Annotated in this window: 15 protein-coding genes, 1 tRNA gene and 3 pseudogenes; 3 read left to right on the top strand and 16 right to left on the bottom strand. The window is 37.5% G+C overall.

The window, feature by feature from the left end:
* Positions 1-23: 23 nt before the first annotated feature.
* The 13 genes and pseudogenes from IPO27_18845 to IPO27_18785 form a co-directional block, all read right to left on the bottom strand.
* Positions 24-784 (bottom strand): annotated as a pseudogene (locus IPO27_18845) (ATP-binding cassette domain-containing protein).
* Positions 781-1,521, bottom strand: coding sequence for an ABC transporter permease (locus IPO27_18840; protein MBK8848480.1), 741 nt, complete (start codon positions 1,519-1,521; stop codon positions 781-783). Before IPO27_18840 ends, IPO27_18845 begins: the two are co-directional and overlap by 4 nt.
* 15 nt (positions 1,522-1,536) lie before the next feature.
* The gene (gene serS, locus IPO27_18835) at positions 1,537-2,814 is read right to left on the bottom strand and encodes a serine--tRNA ligase (GenBank protein MBK8848479.1); all 1,278 of its coding nucleotides are present in this window, start codon (positions 2,812-2,814) and stop codon (positions 1,537-1,539) included.
* 442 nt (positions 2,815-3,256) lie between these two features.
* On the bottom strand, positions 3,257-4,873 hold the full coding sequence (gene pckA, locus IPO27_18830) for a phosphoenolpyruvate carboxykinase (ATP) (GenBank protein MBK8848478.1): 1,617 nt from the start codon (positions 4,871-4,873) through the stop codon (positions 3,257-3,259).
* A 132-nt stretch (positions 4,874-5,005) separates the two neighbouring features.
* Positions 5,006-5,467 (bottom strand): hypothetical protein, encoded by a 462-nt coding sequence (locus IPO27_18825; GenBank protein ID MBK8848477.1) that lies wholly within the window; start codon positions 5,465-5,467, stop codon positions 5,006-5,008.
* A 149-nt stretch (positions 5,468-5,616) separates the two neighbouring features.
* The gene (locus tag IPO27_18820; GenBank protein ID MBK8848476.1) at positions 5,617-7,077 is read right to left on the bottom strand and encodes a glyceraldehyde-3-phosphate dehydrogenase; all 1,461 of its coding nucleotides are present in this window, start codon (positions 7,075-7,077) and stop codon (positions 5,617-5,619) included.
* Positions 7,078-7,274: 197 nt separating this feature from the next.
* The gene (locus IPO27_18815) at positions 7,275-8,138 is read right to left on the bottom strand and encodes an RNA polymerase sigma factor RpoD/SigA (GenBank protein MBK8848475.1); all 864 of its coding nucleotides are present in this window, start codon (positions 8,136-8,138) and stop codon (positions 7,275-7,277) included.
* A gap of 221 nt (positions 8,139-8,359) precedes the next feature.
* Positions 8,360-9,513 (bottom strand): annotated as a pseudogene (locus IPO27_18810) (citrate transporter).
* 237 nt (positions 9,514-9,750) lie between these two features.
* Positions 9,751-9,824: transfer RNA gene (locus IPO27_18805), tRNA-Pro, on the bottom strand.
* Between the two features lie 166 nt (positions 9,825-9,990).
* On the bottom strand, positions 9,991-10,554 hold the full coding sequence (locus IPO27_18800; protein ID MBK8848474.1) for a gamma-glutamyl-gamma-aminobutyrate hydrolase family protein: 564 nt from the start codon (positions 10,552-10,554) through the stop codon (positions 9,991-9,993).
* Positions 10,555-10,576: 22 nt separating this feature from the next.
* Entirely contained in the window at positions 10,577-11,842 is a 1,266-nt protein-coding gene (locus IPO27_18795) for a pyruvate dehydrogenase complex dihydrolipoamide acetyltransferase (GenBank protein MBK8848473.1), read from the bottom strand.
* Between the two features lie 176 nt (positions 11,843-12,018).
* Positions 12,019-13,065, bottom strand: coding sequence for a pyruvate dehydrogenase (acetyl-transferring) E1 component subunit alpha (pdhA, locus tag IPO27_18790; GenBank protein MBK8848472.1), 1,047 nt, complete (start codon positions 13,063-13,065; stop codon positions 12,019-12,021).
* A gap of 304 nt (positions 13,066-13,369) precedes the next feature.
* Entirely contained in the window at positions 13,370-13,858 is a 489-nt protein-coding gene (locus IPO27_18785) for a hypothetical protein (GenBank protein MBK8848471.1), read from the bottom strand.
* Positions 13,859-14,220: 362 nt separating this feature from the next.
* Between IPO27_18785 and IPO27_18780 the strand changes: the two genes are divergently transcribed.
* The 3 genes and pseudogenes from IPO27_18780 to rsmH all read left to right on the top strand — a co-directional run bounded on the left by IPO27_18780 (position 14,221) and on the right by rsmH (position 16,964).
* Positions 14,221-15,135: a hypothetical protein gene (locus IPO27_18780; protein ID MBK8848470.1), complete on the top strand. Its 915-nt coding sequence runs from the start codon at positions 14,221-14,223 to the stop codon at positions 15,133-15,135.
* A 329-nt stretch (positions 15,136-15,464) separates the two neighbouring features.
* Positions 15,465-15,671 (top strand): hypothetical protein, encoded by a 207-nt coding sequence (locus IPO27_18775; GenBank protein MBK8848469.1) that lies wholly within the window; start codon positions 15,465-15,467, stop codon positions 15,669-15,671.
* Between the two features lie 242 nt (positions 15,672-15,913).
* Positions 15,914-16,964 (top strand): annotated as a pseudogene (rsmH, locus tag IPO27_18770) (16S rRNA (cytosine(1402)-N(4))-methyltransferase RsmH).
* A gap of 118 nt (positions 16,965-17,082) precedes the next feature.
* On the opposite strand, the gene IPO27_18765 reads toward rsmH, so the two are convergent.
* The 3 genes from IPO27_18765 to IPO27_18755 form a co-directional block, all read right to left on the bottom strand.
* Complete coding sequence (locus tag IPO27_18765) at positions 17,083-17,946, bottom strand: hypothetical protein (protein MBK8848468.1); 864 nt, start codon at positions 17,944-17,946, stop codon at positions 17,083-17,085.
* 340 nt (positions 17,947-18,286) lie between these two features.
* Positions 18,287-19,051, bottom strand: coding sequence for an SDR family oxidoreductase (locus tag IPO27_18760; GenBank protein ID MBK8848467.1), 765 nt, complete (start codon positions 19,049-19,051; stop codon positions 18,287-18,289).
* Positions 19,052-19,179: 128 nt separating this feature from the next.
* Complete coding sequence (locus IPO27_18755) at positions 19,180-20,004, bottom strand: pirin family protein (GenBank protein ID MBK8848466.1); 825 nt, start codon at positions 20,002-20,004, stop codon at positions 19,180-19,182.
* Positions 20,005-20,088: the final 84 nt, after the last annotated feature.

Below are 20,088 nucleotides of genomic sequence, written 5' to 3'. Positions count from 1 at the left end.
TGAACTGCCTGCAGGGTTGGCAATTAGGTAATATTAAATTCTTTTCTGAAGGACTTCATTACACGGCTAGCAAATATAAATTCATCGAGTTCTTTGTTTTTTTCCTGAATGATTTTTGCAAAAGGTCCTTCGCACCATTTTTTTCCTTTGTGCAGAAACACAATGTGCTCACCCATTTCGGCAACACTATTCATATCATGGGTATTTATTACTGTGGTCATATTGTATTCTTTAGTAATTTCATGAATCAATGCATCAATTACCAGCGAAGTATAGGGGTCGAGGCCGGAGTTTGGCTCATCGCAAAAGAGGTACTTAGGATTGGTAGCAATGGCTCGAGCAATAGCAACACGTTTTTTCATGCCTCCACTAATTTCGCTTGGGAATAAATTATTTGCATTGTCAAGATTAACACGCTTCAAGCAAAATTGGCGCGGTCTCTACGCTCACTTAATGATTGTTCGGTAAGCATGTTTAGCGGAAACATTACATTTTGTTCTACCGTTAAAGAGTCGAATAAGGCACCACTTTGAAACACCATACCAATGTCTTGTCGTAAATCTTTGCGCCCATCTTTGTCAAGCTTTACAAAGTCACGATTATCGTAAATTATAGTTCCTGAATCTGGTTCAAACAAGCCTATTAACGATTTCATCAATACGGTTTTACCGGAACCACTAGTGCCAATTATCAGGTTTATTTTTCCAGGCTCGAATACACAACTTATGTCAAACAAAATTTGTTTTTGCCCGAATGATTTAGAAATATTTTTTACTTCTATCATGTAAGCAATAATTGAGTTAGTATATAATCGAAAACCAGAATTAAAATATTGCTGTACACCACTGCCTTGGTAGATGATTTACCAACTTCTAACGCACCACCGTTTGTATAATATCCATGATAAGAACTTACGGTGGTAATAATATAAGCAAAAGTGAGGGTTTTAATCATTGCGAAGGTCACATTAAACATAAGAAATTGATCCTGTAAACCCTTTAAAAAGTCGGGAGATGGACAAGTGCCGGTGGCATCGCCAGCAAACCAACCTCCTAATATTCCAAGAAACATACTAATCAAAACTACAAAGGGCAGAATAAACATACCTGCAATTAATTTGGGTAGCACCAGGTAAGTAGCACTATTTATTCCCATTATTTCTAAGGCATCAATTTGCTCAGTTACCCTCATAGTGCCTATTTCAGAGGCAATACTCGATCCTATTTTTCCTGCCAGTACCATCATTATTACGGTGGGCGCAAATTCCAGTATCACACTATCGCGTGTTACTATACCAATGGCTGATAGTGGAACCATAGGATTTACCAGATTGTACGAAGTTTGAATGGTAATTACTGCACCCATAAAAATTGAATTGATGGCAACTATAGGTAGCGAATCCACTCCGATACTTTCCAGTTCACGAAGTATTTGTTGCCAATAGACACTAAACTTTTCAGGCTTGCCTATCAAGTCTTTCATAAAAATCCAGTAACGGCCAATTTCAAAAATATGATGCATACTACTTATACTTTCTTAGTTGATGACCTTGAAACCAGTATACGGATGCAGTACTTCGGGGATGTTGATGCCCTCAGGTAGTTGATTGTTTTCTAACAATGCAGCCACAATGCGTGGCAATGCGAGTGCGCTTCCGTTTAAGGTATGTACCAGTTTTGTTTTGCCATCGGTATCCTTAAATCTGCATTTCATTCGGTTCGCCTGGAAACTTTCAAAATTACTAACGCTGCTTACTTCCAACCAGCGCTTTTGTGCAGCACTATACACTTCAAAGTCATAAGTTAGGGCAGAGGCAAAGCTCATATCGCCACCACATAATCTTAGTATACGAAAAGGTAATTGCAATGCAACTAGTAAACCGGTTACATAATCCTTCATGGTTTCGAGCGTGTCGTACGAATTATCAGGATGTGCAATTTGCACAATTTCAACTTTATCAAACTGATGTAGTCTGTTTAATCCTCTTACATCTTTTCCATAAGAACCGGCTTCGCGTCTGAAGCAAGGCGTGTAGCCAGTTAGCTGGATTGGAAGTTGATCGGCTTTTACCATTACATCTCGATACATGTTAGTTACTGGCACCTCAGCAGTTGGTATCAGGTATAAGTCATCTATGCCTATGTGATACATTTGCCCTTCTTTATCGGGCAATTGACCGGTTCCAAAACCTGAATCTGAATTAATTACTATGGGAGGTTGTACTTCCCTGTATCCTGCATTGGTTGCATTATCTAAAAAGAAATTAATAAGTGCACGTTGCAGCCTTGCACCTTTGCCTTTATAAAAAGGGAATCCGGCACCGGCAACCTTATTGCCCATTTCAAAATCAATTAGATCATATTTGGTTGCCAACTCCCAGTGCGGCAATGCCTTTGGGGCTAGCTCAGGTAGTATGGAGATGCTTGAAAATATGGTTTCGTTTTCTTCGGCAGTACGGCCATCAGGAACCTGACTCGAAGGTGCGTTAGGTATTGTTACCAATATCGATTCTATTTCTTTTTCAACACTCTGCATTTGAGCAAGAAATTCATCCGATTGAGATTTCAACAAGGCAACTTCATTTTTAATTTTGGCTATCTCTTCCTGATCTCCCGATTTCATGAGGGCGCCAATTTTTGCAGGCATCTGTTTTTGTTGCGCAAGTCTGTCGTCTGCTTTTTTTTGCAGCACTTTGCGTTCATCATCAAGCAAAATAATTTTTGCAATCAACGTATCTGCGTCTTTTACATATTTTTTTTGCAATCGCTGAATATACTCGCCAGTGCGTTCTCTTAAGTTTTGTATTACTAACATTGCTTATCCTATCCCTTTTGTGCAAAGGTATATATTGATAAAGCATTTACAAGCCTGGCAGAAACAAACTTCCTAAGTTATGTAGCCTGTTTGCAAACTGTATTATTTATTAGTTGGAATTTTGCTTGTCAATTTCAAATTATAGCCCTCGCGTCATTAAAAATCTAAAAGGCATTTAATCTAAACCTTAATTATGCATATTAAATTTGCTATGAGTTTTGTTGTCATTGTTACATCGGAACAAATCTTTCGCTGGGTAACCTTTTATTCATATTTGTAACCATCACCCTATACATTCGGATTGCTACATTGTTCAAAATGATGATTGAAAAAAATAAATCGCATCCATTAGTTAACATAATTATTACAATCAGCTACGGCTATTTTTTGCAAAAAAAAAGGCGGCTTTTTTAAAAGCCGCCAGGTATGTGGTCATCTTTGCCTATTGTTGCACCAGTTCAAGTTTTGGTGCTGCATCCATTATTTCTTTGCTTGCAAGCGAAGCGTATTGTTCAAAGTTTTTCAAAAACAAAGTGGCTAGTTCTGTTGCCTTGCTATCATAAGCTGATTTATCAGCCCAGGTTTGGCGTGGGTTTAATATCTCTGCTGGAACATTTGGACATTCGGTTGGATATTGTAAACCAAACACTGGCAAGGTTTCAAATTTTACTTTTTTAAGTTCGCCATTCATTGCTGCAGTTATCATAGCACGTGTATAACTTAGCTTCATGCGGGAGCCCACTCCATAACGGCCTCCGCTCCAGCCTGTATTTACAAGCCATACATTAACATCTCCTTTGGCAAGCTTTTTACCTAATAATTCGGCATACTTTGCAGGATGTAAGGGAAGGAATGCTTTTCCAAAACAAGCAGAGAAGGTTGCTGTTGGTTCATTTACGCCAACTTCGGTACCGGCAACTTTAGCGGTGTAACCACTAATGAAGTGATACATAGCTTGTCCTACCGTTAATCTGGAAATAGGAGGCAATACACCAAAAGCATCGCATGTAAGAAAGAACACATTAGTTGGAGAGCTACCAATACTTGGTTCTACAGCATTATCGATATAATTAATAGGGTAGGCTACACGAGTATTTTCAGTTTTTGTGATATTGTCATAGTCAACAATGCTTGTGCCTTCTATAAATTCAATATTCTCAAGTAATGCACCAAACTTAATGGCACTAAAAATCTGGGGCTCTTTTTCTTTACTTAGGTTCACACATTTTGCATAGCAGCCTCCTTCAAAGTTGAATACTGAATCGTCTGACCAACCATGCTCATCATCGCCAATTAATCCACGATTAGGGTCAGCACTTAATGTAGTCTTGCCGGTACCGCTTAAGCCAAAAAATAGCGCTGTATCTTTATTTGCGCCAATATTTGCACTACAGTGCATGCTAAGTACATTTTTGTGATGTGGCAAAATGTAATTTAAGACCGTGAAAATTCCTTTTTTTATTTCGCCTGTATAGCCTGTTCCGCCAATAAGAATCATCTTCTTGGTGAAGTTGATTACGGCAAAGTTATGTTGCCTTGTGCCATCAACTGCTGGATCGGCTTTAAATCCCGGAGCATTAATAATATTCCATTCAGGGACAAAGTTTTGCAGTTCAGTGCTTGTGGGTCTTAGGAATAGATTATTTACAAATAAATTATGCCAGGGTAATTCGGTAACTACACGCACATTGAGCTTAAAGCCGGGGTCAGCGCATGCATAAGCATCGCGCACATAAACATCCTTTCCTTGTAAATAGGCTGTAATGCGTGTAAGCAAATGGTCAAATTTGGCTGGGTCAAATTTGATATTGATATCACCCCACCAAACACTGTTTTCAGTTTCGGCATCACAAACAATAAATTTATCTTTGGGAGAGCGGCCGGTAAATTCTCCTGTATCTACAGCTAAGGCACCGGTATCGGTCAATACTCCTTCACCACTAAGAATGGTCTCTTCTACAAGTTCAGCAGGCGACAAATTCCAATATGCTGCCGAAACACCTTTTAATCCAAGATTGGCAAGGCTTGCACCACTTGGTTTAATTCCAAATTCTGACATGATTTTTCGTTCTGTTAAGTTGTTTTATTTTGGGCGCAAATATAACGGTTCAATTAATAAAGGGGAACAGCGATTTTTTACTACTATTCAACAAATTCACCTTTAAAAATAGCGCATTATGTTCTTTTTTGGTTACCTCCGGATGTGAAGACACTTTGCATTTTCAGAAATCTGAACCAGTTTATTTCCGGCAAAGGAATCCTTCATCATAGCAGCCATTGAACTTTGTTCTTCCTTAGTCATTTCGGATAAACGGAAGAGGTAATCTACTTCGCCTTCGCGTCCCCATGGAACAGCTATGTACGGAATTGATTTTCCCAGTTGGCTGCGGTATTTGGTTAACATGTTTTCCATGGTCATAACCGCATTAGCATCAGTACCTTCACCTATGCTGATAAAAGAAACAATTAAAGGGTAAATCTCATCTGCGTTAGCAGCGGCAGTATCGTTCATTATTTTTGCAGGTTTTGTTTCAGTAACTTCTTGTTTAACAGCAGTTGAAGTTTCAACTGTTTTCTTCTTGCCATTACATGCATATAAAATTGAAATACTTAATATGGCAATGAACAGGATTTGAATTTGATTTTTTAGCATTTGCTTTTTTTTTTTTACAAGATAAGAAATTAATTTATTTGATAGATACCTTAATGTATTTTGAATGACCATCCTTTTTTAATAATAAAGAAGAGATTGGCTATTAGGCTGCTACCCATTATTTTTAAAATCAGCTATTGCTTTGCTTTTTAATAATAAGTAAGTCTGATTACATTGCTTATGTATTTGCTAAATCGCAAACACTGACGGCTGTAACCATACTCGTTATCATACCAAACATACAACGAGCAGCTTTTGCCATCTTTGCTAACGATTGTAGCGGGGCTGTCAACGATGCTAGATGCAGGGCAACCAACCAAATCGCTCGATACAAGCTCATTTGACTGAGAGTATTGAATTTGCTCTACTAAATTGCCTTCTAACGCGCCTTTAAGTAATATGGCATTAATGTCATCTTTGGTCATCACCTTATTAAGAGAAAGGTTTAATATAGCCAATGACACATTGGGAGTTGGCACTCGCACTGCGTTACCTGTTATTTTTCCTGCAAGCTGCGGCAAGGCCTTAGAAACGGCTTTATCTGCACCTGTTTCGGTAATAACCATATTAAGTGGGGCACTGCGGCCTCTGCGATATTTGCTATGATAGTTATCTAATAAATTCTGATCGTTTGTGTAGGAATGGATTGTCTCAATATGACCTTTTTCTATTCCAATTTCTTTGTCAATAACTGCCAATACAGGAACTATAGCATTAGTGGTACAAGAAGCCGCTGAGAAAATGGTTTCGTCTTTTGCACACATTTCCTGATTTACACCATATACTACATTTGGAATGTCGCCCTTGGCTGGAGCTGTTAATAATACTTGCGAAACACCTTTAGCCTTGAGATGCTTTGATAATCCTTCGCGGTCGCGTGCAATTCCGGTATTATCTATTAGTAGCGAATTGTTAATTCCATATGTTGAATAATCAATTTCTTCCGGACTCTTAGCACTAATCATATGTACGCGATGCCCATTAATTATTAAGGCTTTGTTCTCTAAATCAACAATCACGGTACCGGGAAATGGACCATGCACTGAATCGCTACGGAGCAAATCGGCACGTTTAATAATATCTTCATCGGTTTTGTCTCGTGTTACTATGGCTCTTAATCGCAACTGCTCACCTTTGCCTGCCTGCACTACAAGTTCGCGTGCCACTAATCGTCCAATCCGGCCAAAGCCATACAATACAACATCCTTTGGCACTAAGGCGCGCTTATCTTTTCCAATAAAATCTTTAAGTTTTGTCCCTACAAAATCTGTTGCAGACTTATGCTCGCTTTTTTCATTGAGCCACTCGCTACATAATTTCCCGATATCTATTCTAGAAGGAGCCAAATCAAGTTCTGTCAAAGCCTTAGTTACTTCAAGCGTATCGTATACTGAAATAGGCTTTTTTACAAAATCCTTGGCATATTGATGTAATGCAATGATTTCGCTTACACTGCGATCAACCATCTGATTGCGGAATATGATAAGTTCAACACTTTTATCATACCAAAGGTTTGAGCTGTGTAAAATTAATTCTGCTGTAGCTTTTTCAATTTTAATCCATTGATGCAGCTCATTTTCGTATCCTGCTGCAGAGTTATCGGCTAACATTTCACTCATTTTGTTATTTAATTTTGTTCTGGTTTTAAAATAAATTAAAGTGATTGCAAATATAGCTTCAAGTAATTAGGGTGATGCTGTATTTGCCTGATTTTATCGTAAGATTTACGGTCTGACGAGTTGAAGCTTTGCGCTTTTGCAAAATGCAAAAGCAAAAAAAGAAGCCCGCAATATAACGGGCTGATTATTTATCCTAAATAGGCTTTTAAGAGTTTGCTACGCGATTTATGACGCAGTCTGCGAATTGCCTTTTCCTTTATCTGACGAACACGTTCGCGGGTAAGATCAAATTTAGCACCTATTTCTTCTAGTGTCAATCCATGATTCATGCCGATGCCAAAAAATAACTTAATTACCTCGCGCTCACGCTCGGTAAGGGTGCTTAAGGAGCGATCAATTTCTTTTTGAAGCGATTCGTTCATCAGGAAATTATCGGCACGAGGGCTATCAACATTTTCCAAAACATCTATCAAACTATTGTCTTCACCTTGCACAAAAGGGGCATCCATTGATACGTGCTTTCCTGAAACCTTCATGGTATCAGCAATCTTTTCGATTGGCAACTCTAATACTTTGGCTAATTCATCGGCTGATGGTTCACGTTCAAATTCCTGCTCAAGACGTGAATATGCTTTCGAAATTTTATTTAATGATCCAACCTGATTAAGCGGTAAGCGAACAATACGCGATTGCTCGGCCAATGCTTGAAGAATAGACTGACGAATCCACCATACAGCATAGGAGATAAATTTAAATCCACGGGTTTCATCAAAACGCTTTGCGGCCTTTATCAAACCAAGGTTTCCTTCGTTTATCAAATCTGGAAGACTTAATCCCTGATTTTGATACTGCTTAGCTACGGATACTACGAAACGGAGATTGGCTTTAGTAAGCCTGTCGAGGGCTACCTGATCTCCCTCGCGTATTCTTCTTGCCAGGCGAACTTCTTCTTCTGCTGTAATAAGTTCCTCACGCCCAATTTCCTGAAGATATTTTTCAAGAGATTGGCTTTCGCGATTGGTAATGGATTTAGTTATTTTTAGTTGTCTCATTCTGTTTTTATCACTTAAAATTTTCTTTGACGGCCAGCCGATTTTCGGAGCGCGAAGATAATATACTTTATTGCGTAACGCAAAGTATTATAGATTGTTTTTCAACCGCTTTGCATTCAACAAAAACCATACTAGGTTGTGGTAGTGGCAGTTATTTTTTTGGTAAGTTGTAAACCTAACACTGTTTGAAAAAAATATGGTTAACAAAAAAGGTTAGAATGCTATAGTGGTTGTGGATGCCAGCCCATAATTAAGTATAAGGTAATAAAACCAAGTACATAACCAAGGGCAACATGCCATCCATTTTTTATCCATTCAAATACTGATCTTCCCTGTGGGAATAAATTAGTTATAGCAACACCTGCCGATGAGCCAAACCAGACCATACTTCCTCCATAACCCACTGCAAATGCAAGTATGCCCCAGTCGTACCCCCCCTGATCAATAGCAAGTTTAGTAAGTGGAATATTGTCAAATACAGATGATAGAATTCCTATCCCGAAGGTACTGTAAATCGATGGTGAGGGAAGATTTTCGACCGGCATCAGGGAGGCGCATAAAACAAGCGAAAGCAAAAACAAAGACCCTTTTAGTGCTGTAGGAATTTCTTTCCATGCGGTTTTTGTAAAAAATGAGGAGATGATGATAGCAACCCATACCCCAAGTGCCGGAAAGTCAAGGTAAATATTTGTAAAAATGGCTCCAAGCAAAATTAGGAATACAGCAAAAAGACTCAATACATGAATTTTTACAGTCGAAGGCCCTTCTTTTTAATAGGTTGAAATTTGAATTGCTGTTTCGATGCGAAATAGCCACTAACTAAAACTGCCACTGCCGAAGCAATAGATGCCTCTAGCACATGCAGAGCATCCACCCCTGCAATCCACATCATGGTAGTGGTAGTATCTCCAACTACACTGCCCGCTCCACCTGCATTGGATGCTGCAACCAATGCAGCAATATAACCTATGTGTAACTTATGCTTAAATACATAGTTGGCTATTGTGCCGCCAATCATGGCAGCAGCTATATTGTCAAGAAAAGATGAAAGTATAGCCACCAGTATCAGCAAGTAAAATCCACCACGCCAATCATCAGGCAAAAAATGAGGGAGTCTTTCAGGAATTCCACTATGTTTAAAATGACTTGCCAAAAGTTCAAAGCCAACAAGAAGGCCTAAAAGGTTAACCAGTATTTTCCATTCTCCATCTGCATGGCCATGTAATTGCTTAATAATTTCCGGATCGTGCGACCCTGTTATATGTTGTATAATGGGAAAGTGTTGGTATCCTACCTTATATATCAGTAATACTATTAAACCCGCAAGTGCAACTTGCAGTGTATACTGATGAAAAAGAGCAATGCCTAAAAGCATCAATGCAAAAATGATAAACTCGATAGGTATGCCTGCCACATTCAGGGCGGCATGAGTTTGTCCAAAAAGCAAGAAAGGAACAAACAACATAGGAAAGAGTAGGGCATACTTAATATATTTATGCATAGAAGGCTTCATTTAATTTTGCGGATGCAATTATAAGTAATATTTAAAGCACACTTGTAAATGGGTTTTAATAAAAAATCCTTCGCAGCAAAGCGAAGGATTACAACAATGTCGGAGTGACTGGATTCGAACCAGCGACCTCTTGCACCCCATGCAAACGCGCTACCGGACTGCGCTACACCCCGAGTCAGATTTTAAGGATAATGAATACTATGGTATTCAAATTAAAGCCTGAGCCGGAGTTTTGTGCTTGTCAATTTAAAATTCCCGGATGCCTATTGCATGTGAGGTCTGCATTACACTCCTGTATTGCCTTGCAAATGTATTTAATTTTAAAAAAAATCAATTGCTTTATTTTTTTTCATTTACAATTGAAATAAAATTATCAATCAATTTTTGTCCTTGTATGCCCGATACCTCCGGATGAAACTGTACTCCAAACATTTGTTTAAAATTATTTTGCATTCCTTCAATTTGATAATGCTCAGATAAGGCGGTGTGAGTAAAATCTTGAGGCAGCGTAATTCCTTCCGTATGGTCTTCGCTCATTGTAAATTGTTTTTCGAAGCCTGTAAAAAGTGCAGAGTTTCCTAAAAGTGTAATTGATACAGGTTTACGGATGGCTGCACCTCTATAAATAGTTGCTCCGTAAAGCAGTCCAAGCAATTGATGGCCAAAACAAATACCAAGCACGGGAATATTGAGGTCCTTAATAAAATTGAATTGGGAGAGTAAGGGCCAGTAGTTATATTCTGTAAGCAGAATAGGTGAGCCACTAAGTATAAGTGCGTCTGCATCCGAAACGTTCGTTTCGGAATATTCATGTGCATGAAATACGGTACAGATTTCGGTTTGCTCTACACATTCTTTTATTTGAGGAGTTTTTTTACTTCCAAAATCAATAATGTGAATCATAGCGAAAAGGCGAACTGGTTAATTACATAAAAAGTAATACCGGATTTTCTAGTATGCCTTTTAACGTTTGAAGGAACTTACTCCCCACAACACCATCTACAGCACGATGGTCGCAACTTAATGTTACACGCATCACATTGCCGGCAACAACTGTATTTTCTTTTACAATTGGTTGCTGCTTTATGGCACCTATTGCTAGTATGCATGCATCAGGCGGATTAATTATAGCTGTAAATTCTTCAATATCAAACATGCCAAGGTTGGAAATTGTAAACGTGTTGCCCTCCCAATCTGCAGGTTGAAGTTTCTTGTCTTTTGCACGTTGTGCAAAATCTTTTACTTCAGCATTTATCTGAGGTAATGTTTTGCTATCGGCAAAACGAACTACCGGCACTAGCAAGCCCTCATCAACCGCAACCGCAACCCCAATGTGTATATGATGATTGATGCGTATAGTGTCGCCAAGCCATGAACTATTTACTTTGGGATGTTGTCTTAACGCTAAAGCACAGGCCCGTATAATCATATCGTTAAATGACACTTTTTGGCCCATAATGTCAAGTAAGGTAGTGCGTGTTTTTATGGCTTCATCCATTACAATATCCATGGTAAGATAAAAGTGAGGAGAAGTAAATTTGCTATCACTAAGCCTTCTGGCAATAGTTTTGCGCATTTGACTTACTGTAACTTCCTCGTAACTTTCTTTTGTTACCGTGCCTGTATATGATGTAGAAACCACCTGCAATGGCTTGTACCAGTCTATATCACGTTTAACCACACGGCCACCATCTCCAGTGCCCTTTAGTTTATCTATGCTTATTCCTTTTTCGTTGGCCAATCGTTTCGCTAATGGCGATGCCTTAATGCGATTATCCCCATTGCTTGTGCTAACCGGCTCTGCAACTTTTGCAACAATGTTTGCTGGTGCGGGTTGCGCAACAGGTGTAGGTTTGGGCGCTTCGGTTTTTATAGCTTCTTTTTTGGGTTCTTCCTTTGGTGCTGCCGGTGCAGCGGTTGCTTCGGCATCAAGCAATGCTTTATAGTCTTCGCCTGGTGCTCCTAATATAGCAAGTACAGCATTTACCGGAATTGATTTACCTTCCTGCACACCCATATACAAAAGCGTGCCCGATTGGTAAGATTCAAATTCCATTGTGGCTTTGTCTGTTTCTATTTCAGCAACAAGTTCACCTGACTTTATGGTGTCGCCAATTTTTTTGTGCCATTTCGCTACAACACCTTCAGTCATGGTGTCGCTCATTTTTGGCATACGCACTAATTCAGCCATATCAGTTTTTTGTTTTTATTCTTGTTAGATATTTTAAGTTGAACAGGTTTTTAAAGGATGTTTGAATTTTAGTTAGTCATATGATATGCTGAGCTTTTAACATTATTGGCCAAAGCAAATTCAAATGTGTCACTTCATAATTCCTGCAATCCGAATCTTTTTTTTAAAACTAAATTTTATACCATTATATAAGGATAGTCATGCTGAACATAAACGTCCTTGTATAATTCATCTGGAGTAGGATAGGGCGATTCTTCGGCAAAATTCACACTGTCTTCTACCACTTCATTTACTTTTCTTAGTATGCCATCAAGTTGTTCCTGCGTAGCATATTTTTGCGACACGATGGTTTGCAAAACCTTTTCTATCGGATCTTGCGATTTAAAGGATTCTACTTCTTCTTTTGTACGATACTTTGCCGGGTCGCTCATGCTGTGTCCCTTGTAACGATATGTTTCCATTTCAAGCAAGTAGGGGCTATGACCAGCACGGCAATGCGCTAAGGCAGTTGCCAATGCTGTATGTACTGCTTCTACTGTCATCCCATCAACACTTGCACTAGGCATATCGTAGCTTAATCCCAATTTTTGCAAATCGGTTACATTGCTGGTTCGCGATACTGAAGTTCCCATGGCATACATGTTATTCTCAATAATAAATATTACCGGTAATTTCCAGGTCATGGCCATGTTAAAGGCTTCGTGCAAGGCACCCTGACGGGTAGCTCCATCGCCCATGCTGCATAAACATACATTATCAGTACCCCGATATTTTTCTCCGAAAGCAATGCCTGCACCTAGCGGAATTTGACCGCCAACTATACCATGCCCTCCATAAAAATAATTGGCTGCATCAAACATATGCATACTACCACCTTTGCCTTTACTACATCCGGTAGCTTTGGCATACAACTCGGCCATAACAGCACGTGCACTTGTTCCTTTACCTAACGCATGCGTGTGATCGCGGTAGGCGGTAATCCAAGGGTCGCTGTGCTTACAGGCACTCATAGCGCCTGCTACTACTGCTTCCTGCCCTATGTATAAATGACAAAATCCTTTTATTTTTTGCATGCCATACAGTTGTCCGGCACGTTCTTCAAACCTGCGCATTAGCAACATGTCTTCATACCATTGCAAGTATTGCTCTTTGGTGAAAATGGTATCGTCACCTTTTTTAGTTGATGTATTCTGTTTTGCTGTCTTTGCCTTTATTTCGCTCATAATTTTTTTGTTGAGGAATTTCTATTGGGCAACAAAAGTATATTTTTTAAATAAGAAAAAAACGGCAGGATGCACTTTATGCAGCGAATTTGAGTTTTGTTTAAACTTCAGAAATGTGAATAAGCGAAATGAGCAATAAAATGCGACTTCTTCATTATCGAATAATTAGGGTGGATCTAGTAGGATTTGGAAATATGAAATTATTTATACCTCAACAAAATGAGATACACATTTGAGATAACAGTTTAGGAATCGTAAATTTTCTAGTTGAATATTATGGTTATAGCTTGCCTTTCGGTAACGTTTACTTCTTTCTGTTGAAAAGCTTCTTGCGCCATTCTTTTTTCGGTTGTTTTATAAGTACATAGCGAATACTGAAAGCCGAGTCATGATGTGCCCAATCGTGACCAACTATATTGATGGCAGGTTTATAGTCAATAGAAAAATTTAAACGGGCTAATGTTAATTCAGCACCTACGATAGGCGAAATTCCATAAAACTTTCCAAAGGCCTTATCGTTGCCTGTATGACCTCCAATACCATAATAGAAATTTATTCGCTTGCCAATCATTCTGCGATGTTGTTGCAACATTACAGTAGCCGAGTACTTGTATTTGCTCGTTTGAAGTATTCCTTCTAATGTAAGTTTGGATTTAAATATCCGCTGTTGAAGTGTAATACCATAGTCACTGCCTGCCCGAATACCAAACGTGGTCAAATATGATTGTGCTTTGCAAAGTCCAGTGCCTAACAGAATTACAATACATACAGTTGTCCTTAGAATTTGTTTCATTGCAACGCCTTTGTCAAATATTATACCATGCATAACTGATAAAGTCAAATAGAATTGTATTCATATTCAAAAAAATCAATATTTAAAATGGCAAGAAAAACACATTCTTTGAAAAGTGATTATACTCGATTTATTAAAATGAAAAAATTTTTTCGATAGGGAACGGCAGTAGTAATTACATTAGCGACCGTAGTGCTAGCTTTTATAAAATAGAGCAGGAGCGGTATTACTTTCTGATTTTTTGACAAAATACTATTGAATCATTATGTTGTTTAATTTTTAATATTAGGCTCTTATAAAAATTTTGTATGTTAATTTATGCGATTTTTAAATGTTAGCATCACGTATAATATATTCTTAAAATGAATCGATCACAATTTTTTATTTCGGCTCTTATTTTAAATTCACTTCTCGCCTTATGGCAGAATCATTCTTATGCATATTCTGATGTTCAAATGAATGTATTTATTCAAAAGAATTTGACGACTAGCGACAAGGCGATTCAAAAAATAGAAGACGGTCTTTATAGATTGAAATTTAATGATGAACTGAATTGTAAGCAAAAAGAAGAATGTAATAATAATTTCAAACCTGTAACCGGAATCGATAAGCGGTGTTATCTAAATAAATGTTTGGCAAAAAAAAGTAAGATTAGAATTAAACACACAGGATACGATTCGGCCAATTTTGTATACAACGATTATTATTCGTGGCCTATAGAAAGAGTTTGTATTCCAATGTACAAAGTGATGCCTGTTATCACAGATTTAAATGATGGTACATTTCATTATCAGATTGGAGAAAGACAATTTAGAGGCACTCAAAATACATGCAAATGCCTCCCTTGGTTTGCCAAAGTTTCTTGTCCGCAAGGCGAAGTAAATATTGCCGACTTGATTACGGGCGATACCGTTTGGACCATAAGTATAGATGGAGAAAAAATTGCTGTGCCAATATTAATTACAAATAAAGTTGCAGTAGATAATCGCCACGAAATGATTTGTATTGATTTGGCAGATGGCAGAAATATAAAAGTTACAGCAGCCCATCCTTCTGTTGATAAGGATTCAAGCATAGGCGATTTTGAAATTGGCGATTTATATGATGGCAGTTTAATTATAAATAAATATGTATCAGTTTATACAGATAATAGCACCTACGACATTTTGCCAGATGGAGAAACGGGTTTTTATTGGATAAATGGGATTCTGGTAGGCAGCACACTTTTCCTCTACAACTGTTTAGTAAACAATACTATTTATTCGAAGATTAAATAATGTTAAACTGCGGTTTATGTTTCTATTCATTTTACATTTTACTATAAAACCTTTCTGAAAAAACTTGAATCATTAAGCTGGATTCTTAAAACAAGATTTACTTTAAAATCAATTCTTCTTTTTTTTGGTGCAAAAGTTTGTTGTATAGATGCTCAATCTGATTTAAAAATTGATTGGCTAGCAAATTAATACTTGCAAAATATTTTCAATGCAGAAACTAAGTCAATAAACCCTTCTTACAACTACTCAACCTTTGGGATATAGATGGTGATAAAAAAAACGACTCTATTTATTTCATAGGCAGTGACTGTGCACATGTTTTTTATTATTTGCAAATAGTTTTATCATCCGATGGCAGTATGAATGATTTTCCTTTTATCGAACTCGATATGCCATATTTGTGTGACCAAAAATTATTGAATCGCCCTGATAAAAATTCCGCTATGCAATTTGTAGTGAACGATCTCGATAACGATGGAGTGTTGTATATGTATCTTAATTTTTCATCATCATCGATAAGAGTTCCTGAGCGTTGACGCAAGTATGGGGTAACAACAAAATATAGCTATGTATTTTATAAAAGGTAAAATAGCTATTCGTTATTTTAAATTCAGGTAAAAAATCGTTTTCCCGATATTTTTATTTCCGGGGCATTTTTTAATATTACACTGAGCATCATTAGGTATTTTGTTTAGCACGATTTGGTTTGCGAATGTTTTGTTTTCAATTATTAAAAAATTCGATTACTATATGATGTCAATATATTTAATTTTACACCATGAATAATCAGGAATCGAAACCACCACGCAGAGAAAGATACAAGGGCACACATCCAAAATCTTTTAAAGAGAAATACAAAGAACTGCAACCTGACTTGTATGCCGATGATGTAAAAAAAATAATGCAGAAGGGTTACACTCCTGTGGGCATGCATCGTTCCATATGTGTGAGTGAAATTATGGATTTTTTAAATATAGCGCCAAATCAAATTGGGCTTGATGCCACACTTGGTTATGGTGGTCACTCATTAGAGATTTTAAAACGCTTATTGCCGGGTGGAATATTATATGCTACCGATGTTGATCCGATTGAGTTGCCTCGTACACGTGAACGATTAGCTGCATTAGGCTATGGCGAAGATGTATTGAAAATAAGAAAAATGAACTTTTCGGATATAGAACAAATTGCAGCCGAGGCAGGGCCACTAAATTTTGTACTTGCCGACCTTGGCGTTTCCTCCATGCAAATTGATAATCCCGAAAGGGGTTTTTCATTAAAAGTAGATGGCCCACTTGATTTGCGCCTCAATCCCAAAAGTGGGAAATCGGCAGCGGAAATTTTAAAGAATATTTCGCAACATGAACTCGAGGACATTTTTTTGGAAAATGCCGATGAGCCATTTGCGCAGATTATTGCAGAAGCAATTGTATCACATATAAATAAGGGGAAGGCAATAAAAACCACCAAGCATTTGAAGGAAATAATACAACAGACTCTTGAATTTATGCCACAAGATGAGCGTAACGAAAAGATTAAAAAAAGTTGCCGGCTTTGTTTTCAAGCATTGCGAATATATGTGAACGATGAGTTTGGTGTGCTCGAAAAATTTCTCGAAAAACTTCCGTTCGTATTGGCACCGCATGCACGCGTTGCTATTCTTACTTTTCATTCGGGCGAAGACAGGCGTGTAAAAAAATCGTTCCAAAATCATTTCCCGTGCAGGCACATACAGCGATATCGCTCCCGAACCTATACGGCCATCGGTAGAAGAAATTAGCAGCAATCCACGCGCACGGTCGGCAAAATTGCGATGGGCTGTGATGGCCTAACTGGTTTATACTTCATTATAGTTGCATCTGAATAATATGATTAAAAATGAAAGAAAGGTTTTAACCGCTCTATCAAAGCACAACAATGAATAATATTTATTTATAAAACGAAATTGATTTAGGCAAAAATATATTCCGTAGGAGCCATTACCCATGTTGCATTTTCAATCATCACCGCTTCAGCTTCTCTGCGAATAATAAGTCCGTGTAAACCTTTTTTAATAACCTTTCCGTCTTTATCTTTTTTAGGTTCCCACAAACGTTTCATACTTCTAAACTCTGCCGCTATGGCGTTTAATTTTTTATCCCTGATAAGTTGAACAAGATTGAACATTTCTGTCCTTGAGTCACCTGTAAGTTTTGTGCCTCTGTTATAAACTAAAGAGAGTATAGCAGCCTGAGCATTAGGCGGAAGTTGCGCTATTTCAGGATATATTTTTTTTGTCATCTTAGCATGCTCCGGTATCGAAGTGGAATAATAAACTTCGCTAGCAATTTCCCAGGGCACATTCAATGATTTTATATCCTGGGTTAAGGCATTCTCAGCATCCTCACCTTTTAATCCAACTACACAGCTCAATTTATTTTTATCAGTTTGCTGCAGGGCTTTAAAGTCTTCGATAAATTTAGCGGCATTGCAATATCCTAAATCATAGCCAATGCCAATTGTTACTCCACTATGCCATTCGGGCCACATAGGGTTTTTATATTTTGAAATATAAGCAGCCTTTCCGCCAATCTCCCATTGCATAATATTTTCGATGCCTTTGTTAGAAAGTATCATGGATGTATTTGCAGGTAGGGTAGGTATGGTCGTGTCAAAAATTCGTTCAAGGCGCGTGATGGTTGCAACACCATAAATTCCATCTACATCTTTACCCGTAAATCCAAGAAACTTTTGTATTGCCTTTAAATGATCGTTTAACTGTGCACTCGTTACGCTTAATGATTGTAACACTTCAAACGCTTTGCAGGTGCTCATATCGAATATACCTGTTTGTGTTACTTTTAATATTTTATCTCTTGTTGTCGGTGTCTATAACCAGTAACATAAAGTTTGTGCAAGGTTGACTTAAAGTTAGAAAGGTTAGATGGAAGCAAATCCTAACGAAGGAAACGCATTTACTAAAAACCAGCAGCGGACGCTGGTCGTGGTAACGGAAGAAGTGAACCAGAAATAAATGGATAAATCATTTCATCATAAAAAGCCAGTTTCACTTTAAAAAAATAATTGGTAAACGTAATAGCAACAATACCAAACATAATAAAGACTATACTTTCTTATTTCTCTGGATAAAAGTATTACATTATTTGTTCCATGCTTAAATAGACTTATCTTGAATTTTGCGAGTGATTTTCACAACCAATGCTCTTGGTGTAAAACGTACAGAATTTGCTAAAATCCAATTCATCATTCCATGAATAGCAACAGTTTTACCTTTAATCATTGCTTTGTAACCATATTCTGCAACTTCTTTCGATGTTGGAAGTTTTTTACCTTTCACTAAATTACTTTCATCCATTGCTGCGGCTGCCTGGAAACCACTTTCAGTAGCACCCGGACAAAGTGTTGTAACCGTTACTCCTTTATCGCTCACTTCATTATCAACTGCTTCCGAAAAACTTAAAACGTAAGCTTTAGTAGCAAAATAAACTGCCATGATCGGTCCGGATTGAAATGCTGCAGTGGAAGCAACATTCATTATTTTTCCACTCTTGCGCTTAACCATATCTTGTAAATACAACTTGGTAAACTGCGTTAAGGTAGTAATGTTCAAATTTATCATTTGTAATTCTTTGTTCCAGTCTGTTTCTACAAACATTCCATAATCACCAAAACCTGCATTGTTTATCAAATAGTCAATTTGAATATTTGCTTTAGTTGTTTCGTCATATACTTCCTGTGCAGAATTATTTGCAGAAAGGTCTTTTCCAATAGTGTATACAGAAATTTTGTACTGCTTTTCTAATTCTGTTTTAAGTTCATCTAGTTTAGATTTGTTTCTAGCTACCAAAACTAAATCACCACCTTTTGATGCGTGAACTTTTGCTAATTCTAATCCAATTCCGTTGGATGCTCCTGTAATTAATGCTGTTTTTTCATTATTCTATTTGTTACTATTTTATTTTTTGTCGGTTTTCAAAATAAAGCATAAGCGTTTATGGTATAAGAATGTTGGACGTTTTATTTAACATGTGCTTTTCTTTTCAATCATTAAAGTGGAAGTAAAGTTCCCATTTCTCCACGTTGCAGTCTTTGTTGAGTTGCTGTCATTTGCTCGTGAGTTGTCATTACAAAAGGTCCTCCGTGAACAATGGGTTCGTTGTGTGGTGTGCCTGATGCAAATAGAAAATTTGAAGTTTGGCTACCCGAATTAACTTTTATTTTGTCGCCTGTTTTCTCAAATGTTATCATTGACGAACTACTAATCGCTCTTTCGGAAATTGTAATTTCTCCTGCTAATAAATGAATAAACGCCATTTCTTTGGTGTTGAGTTCAATACTTGAATTTGGTTGTAACGTAATGTCAAATAATATGGTCTTCGTTACCAAATCTATTGAAGAAGTTAAGTTTTCATAAGTGCCTTGTAAGACTCTCAATTTTATATTGTCCGAATTGTATTCAGGAACATCTTTAGAAAAAGCATGAAATGCTTTTGGTTCTACCAACCTGTTTTTGTCAGAATGGTTTATCCAAATTTGAAAACCATGACAATCAATTCCATCAATAGCTGGCACTTCATCGTGCTTTACACCACTACCTGCTTGTGTTACATGTATTCCACCCGGCTCAATAATACTTTTATCACCACGACTGTCTCGATTAAGAAATGAACCTTTGCTATCGGGCATCATATAAGTCATTACAGATACACCTGCGTGAGGGTGAGGCCCAAAAATTGCTTTGTCCATATGAAACTCTGTAAAAACCAAAAACGGTTCAAAGGCAAATTCATTATGAAACATATCTACCGAAGTAAAACCCATTTGGTTTGGTTTTAAAGTCAGGTTGATTATTTTTTTTATTTGTTTTTGCAATGGTTTATTTTTTAAATGTTACATAATTTGGGCATTTGGTTTTTTTTGAGAGGCTCAGGTGCTAGCCTTGAATTTATTAGGGTA

The sequence above is a fragment of the Bacteroidota bacterium genome, from assembly GCA_016714535.1.
Lineage (GTDB): Bacteria > Bacteroidota > Bacteroidia > AKYH767-A > OLB10 > JADKFV01.
The sequence above is the reverse complement of the archived record's forward strand: the minus strand, read 5'-3'. Positions and strand labels throughout refer to the sequence as shown.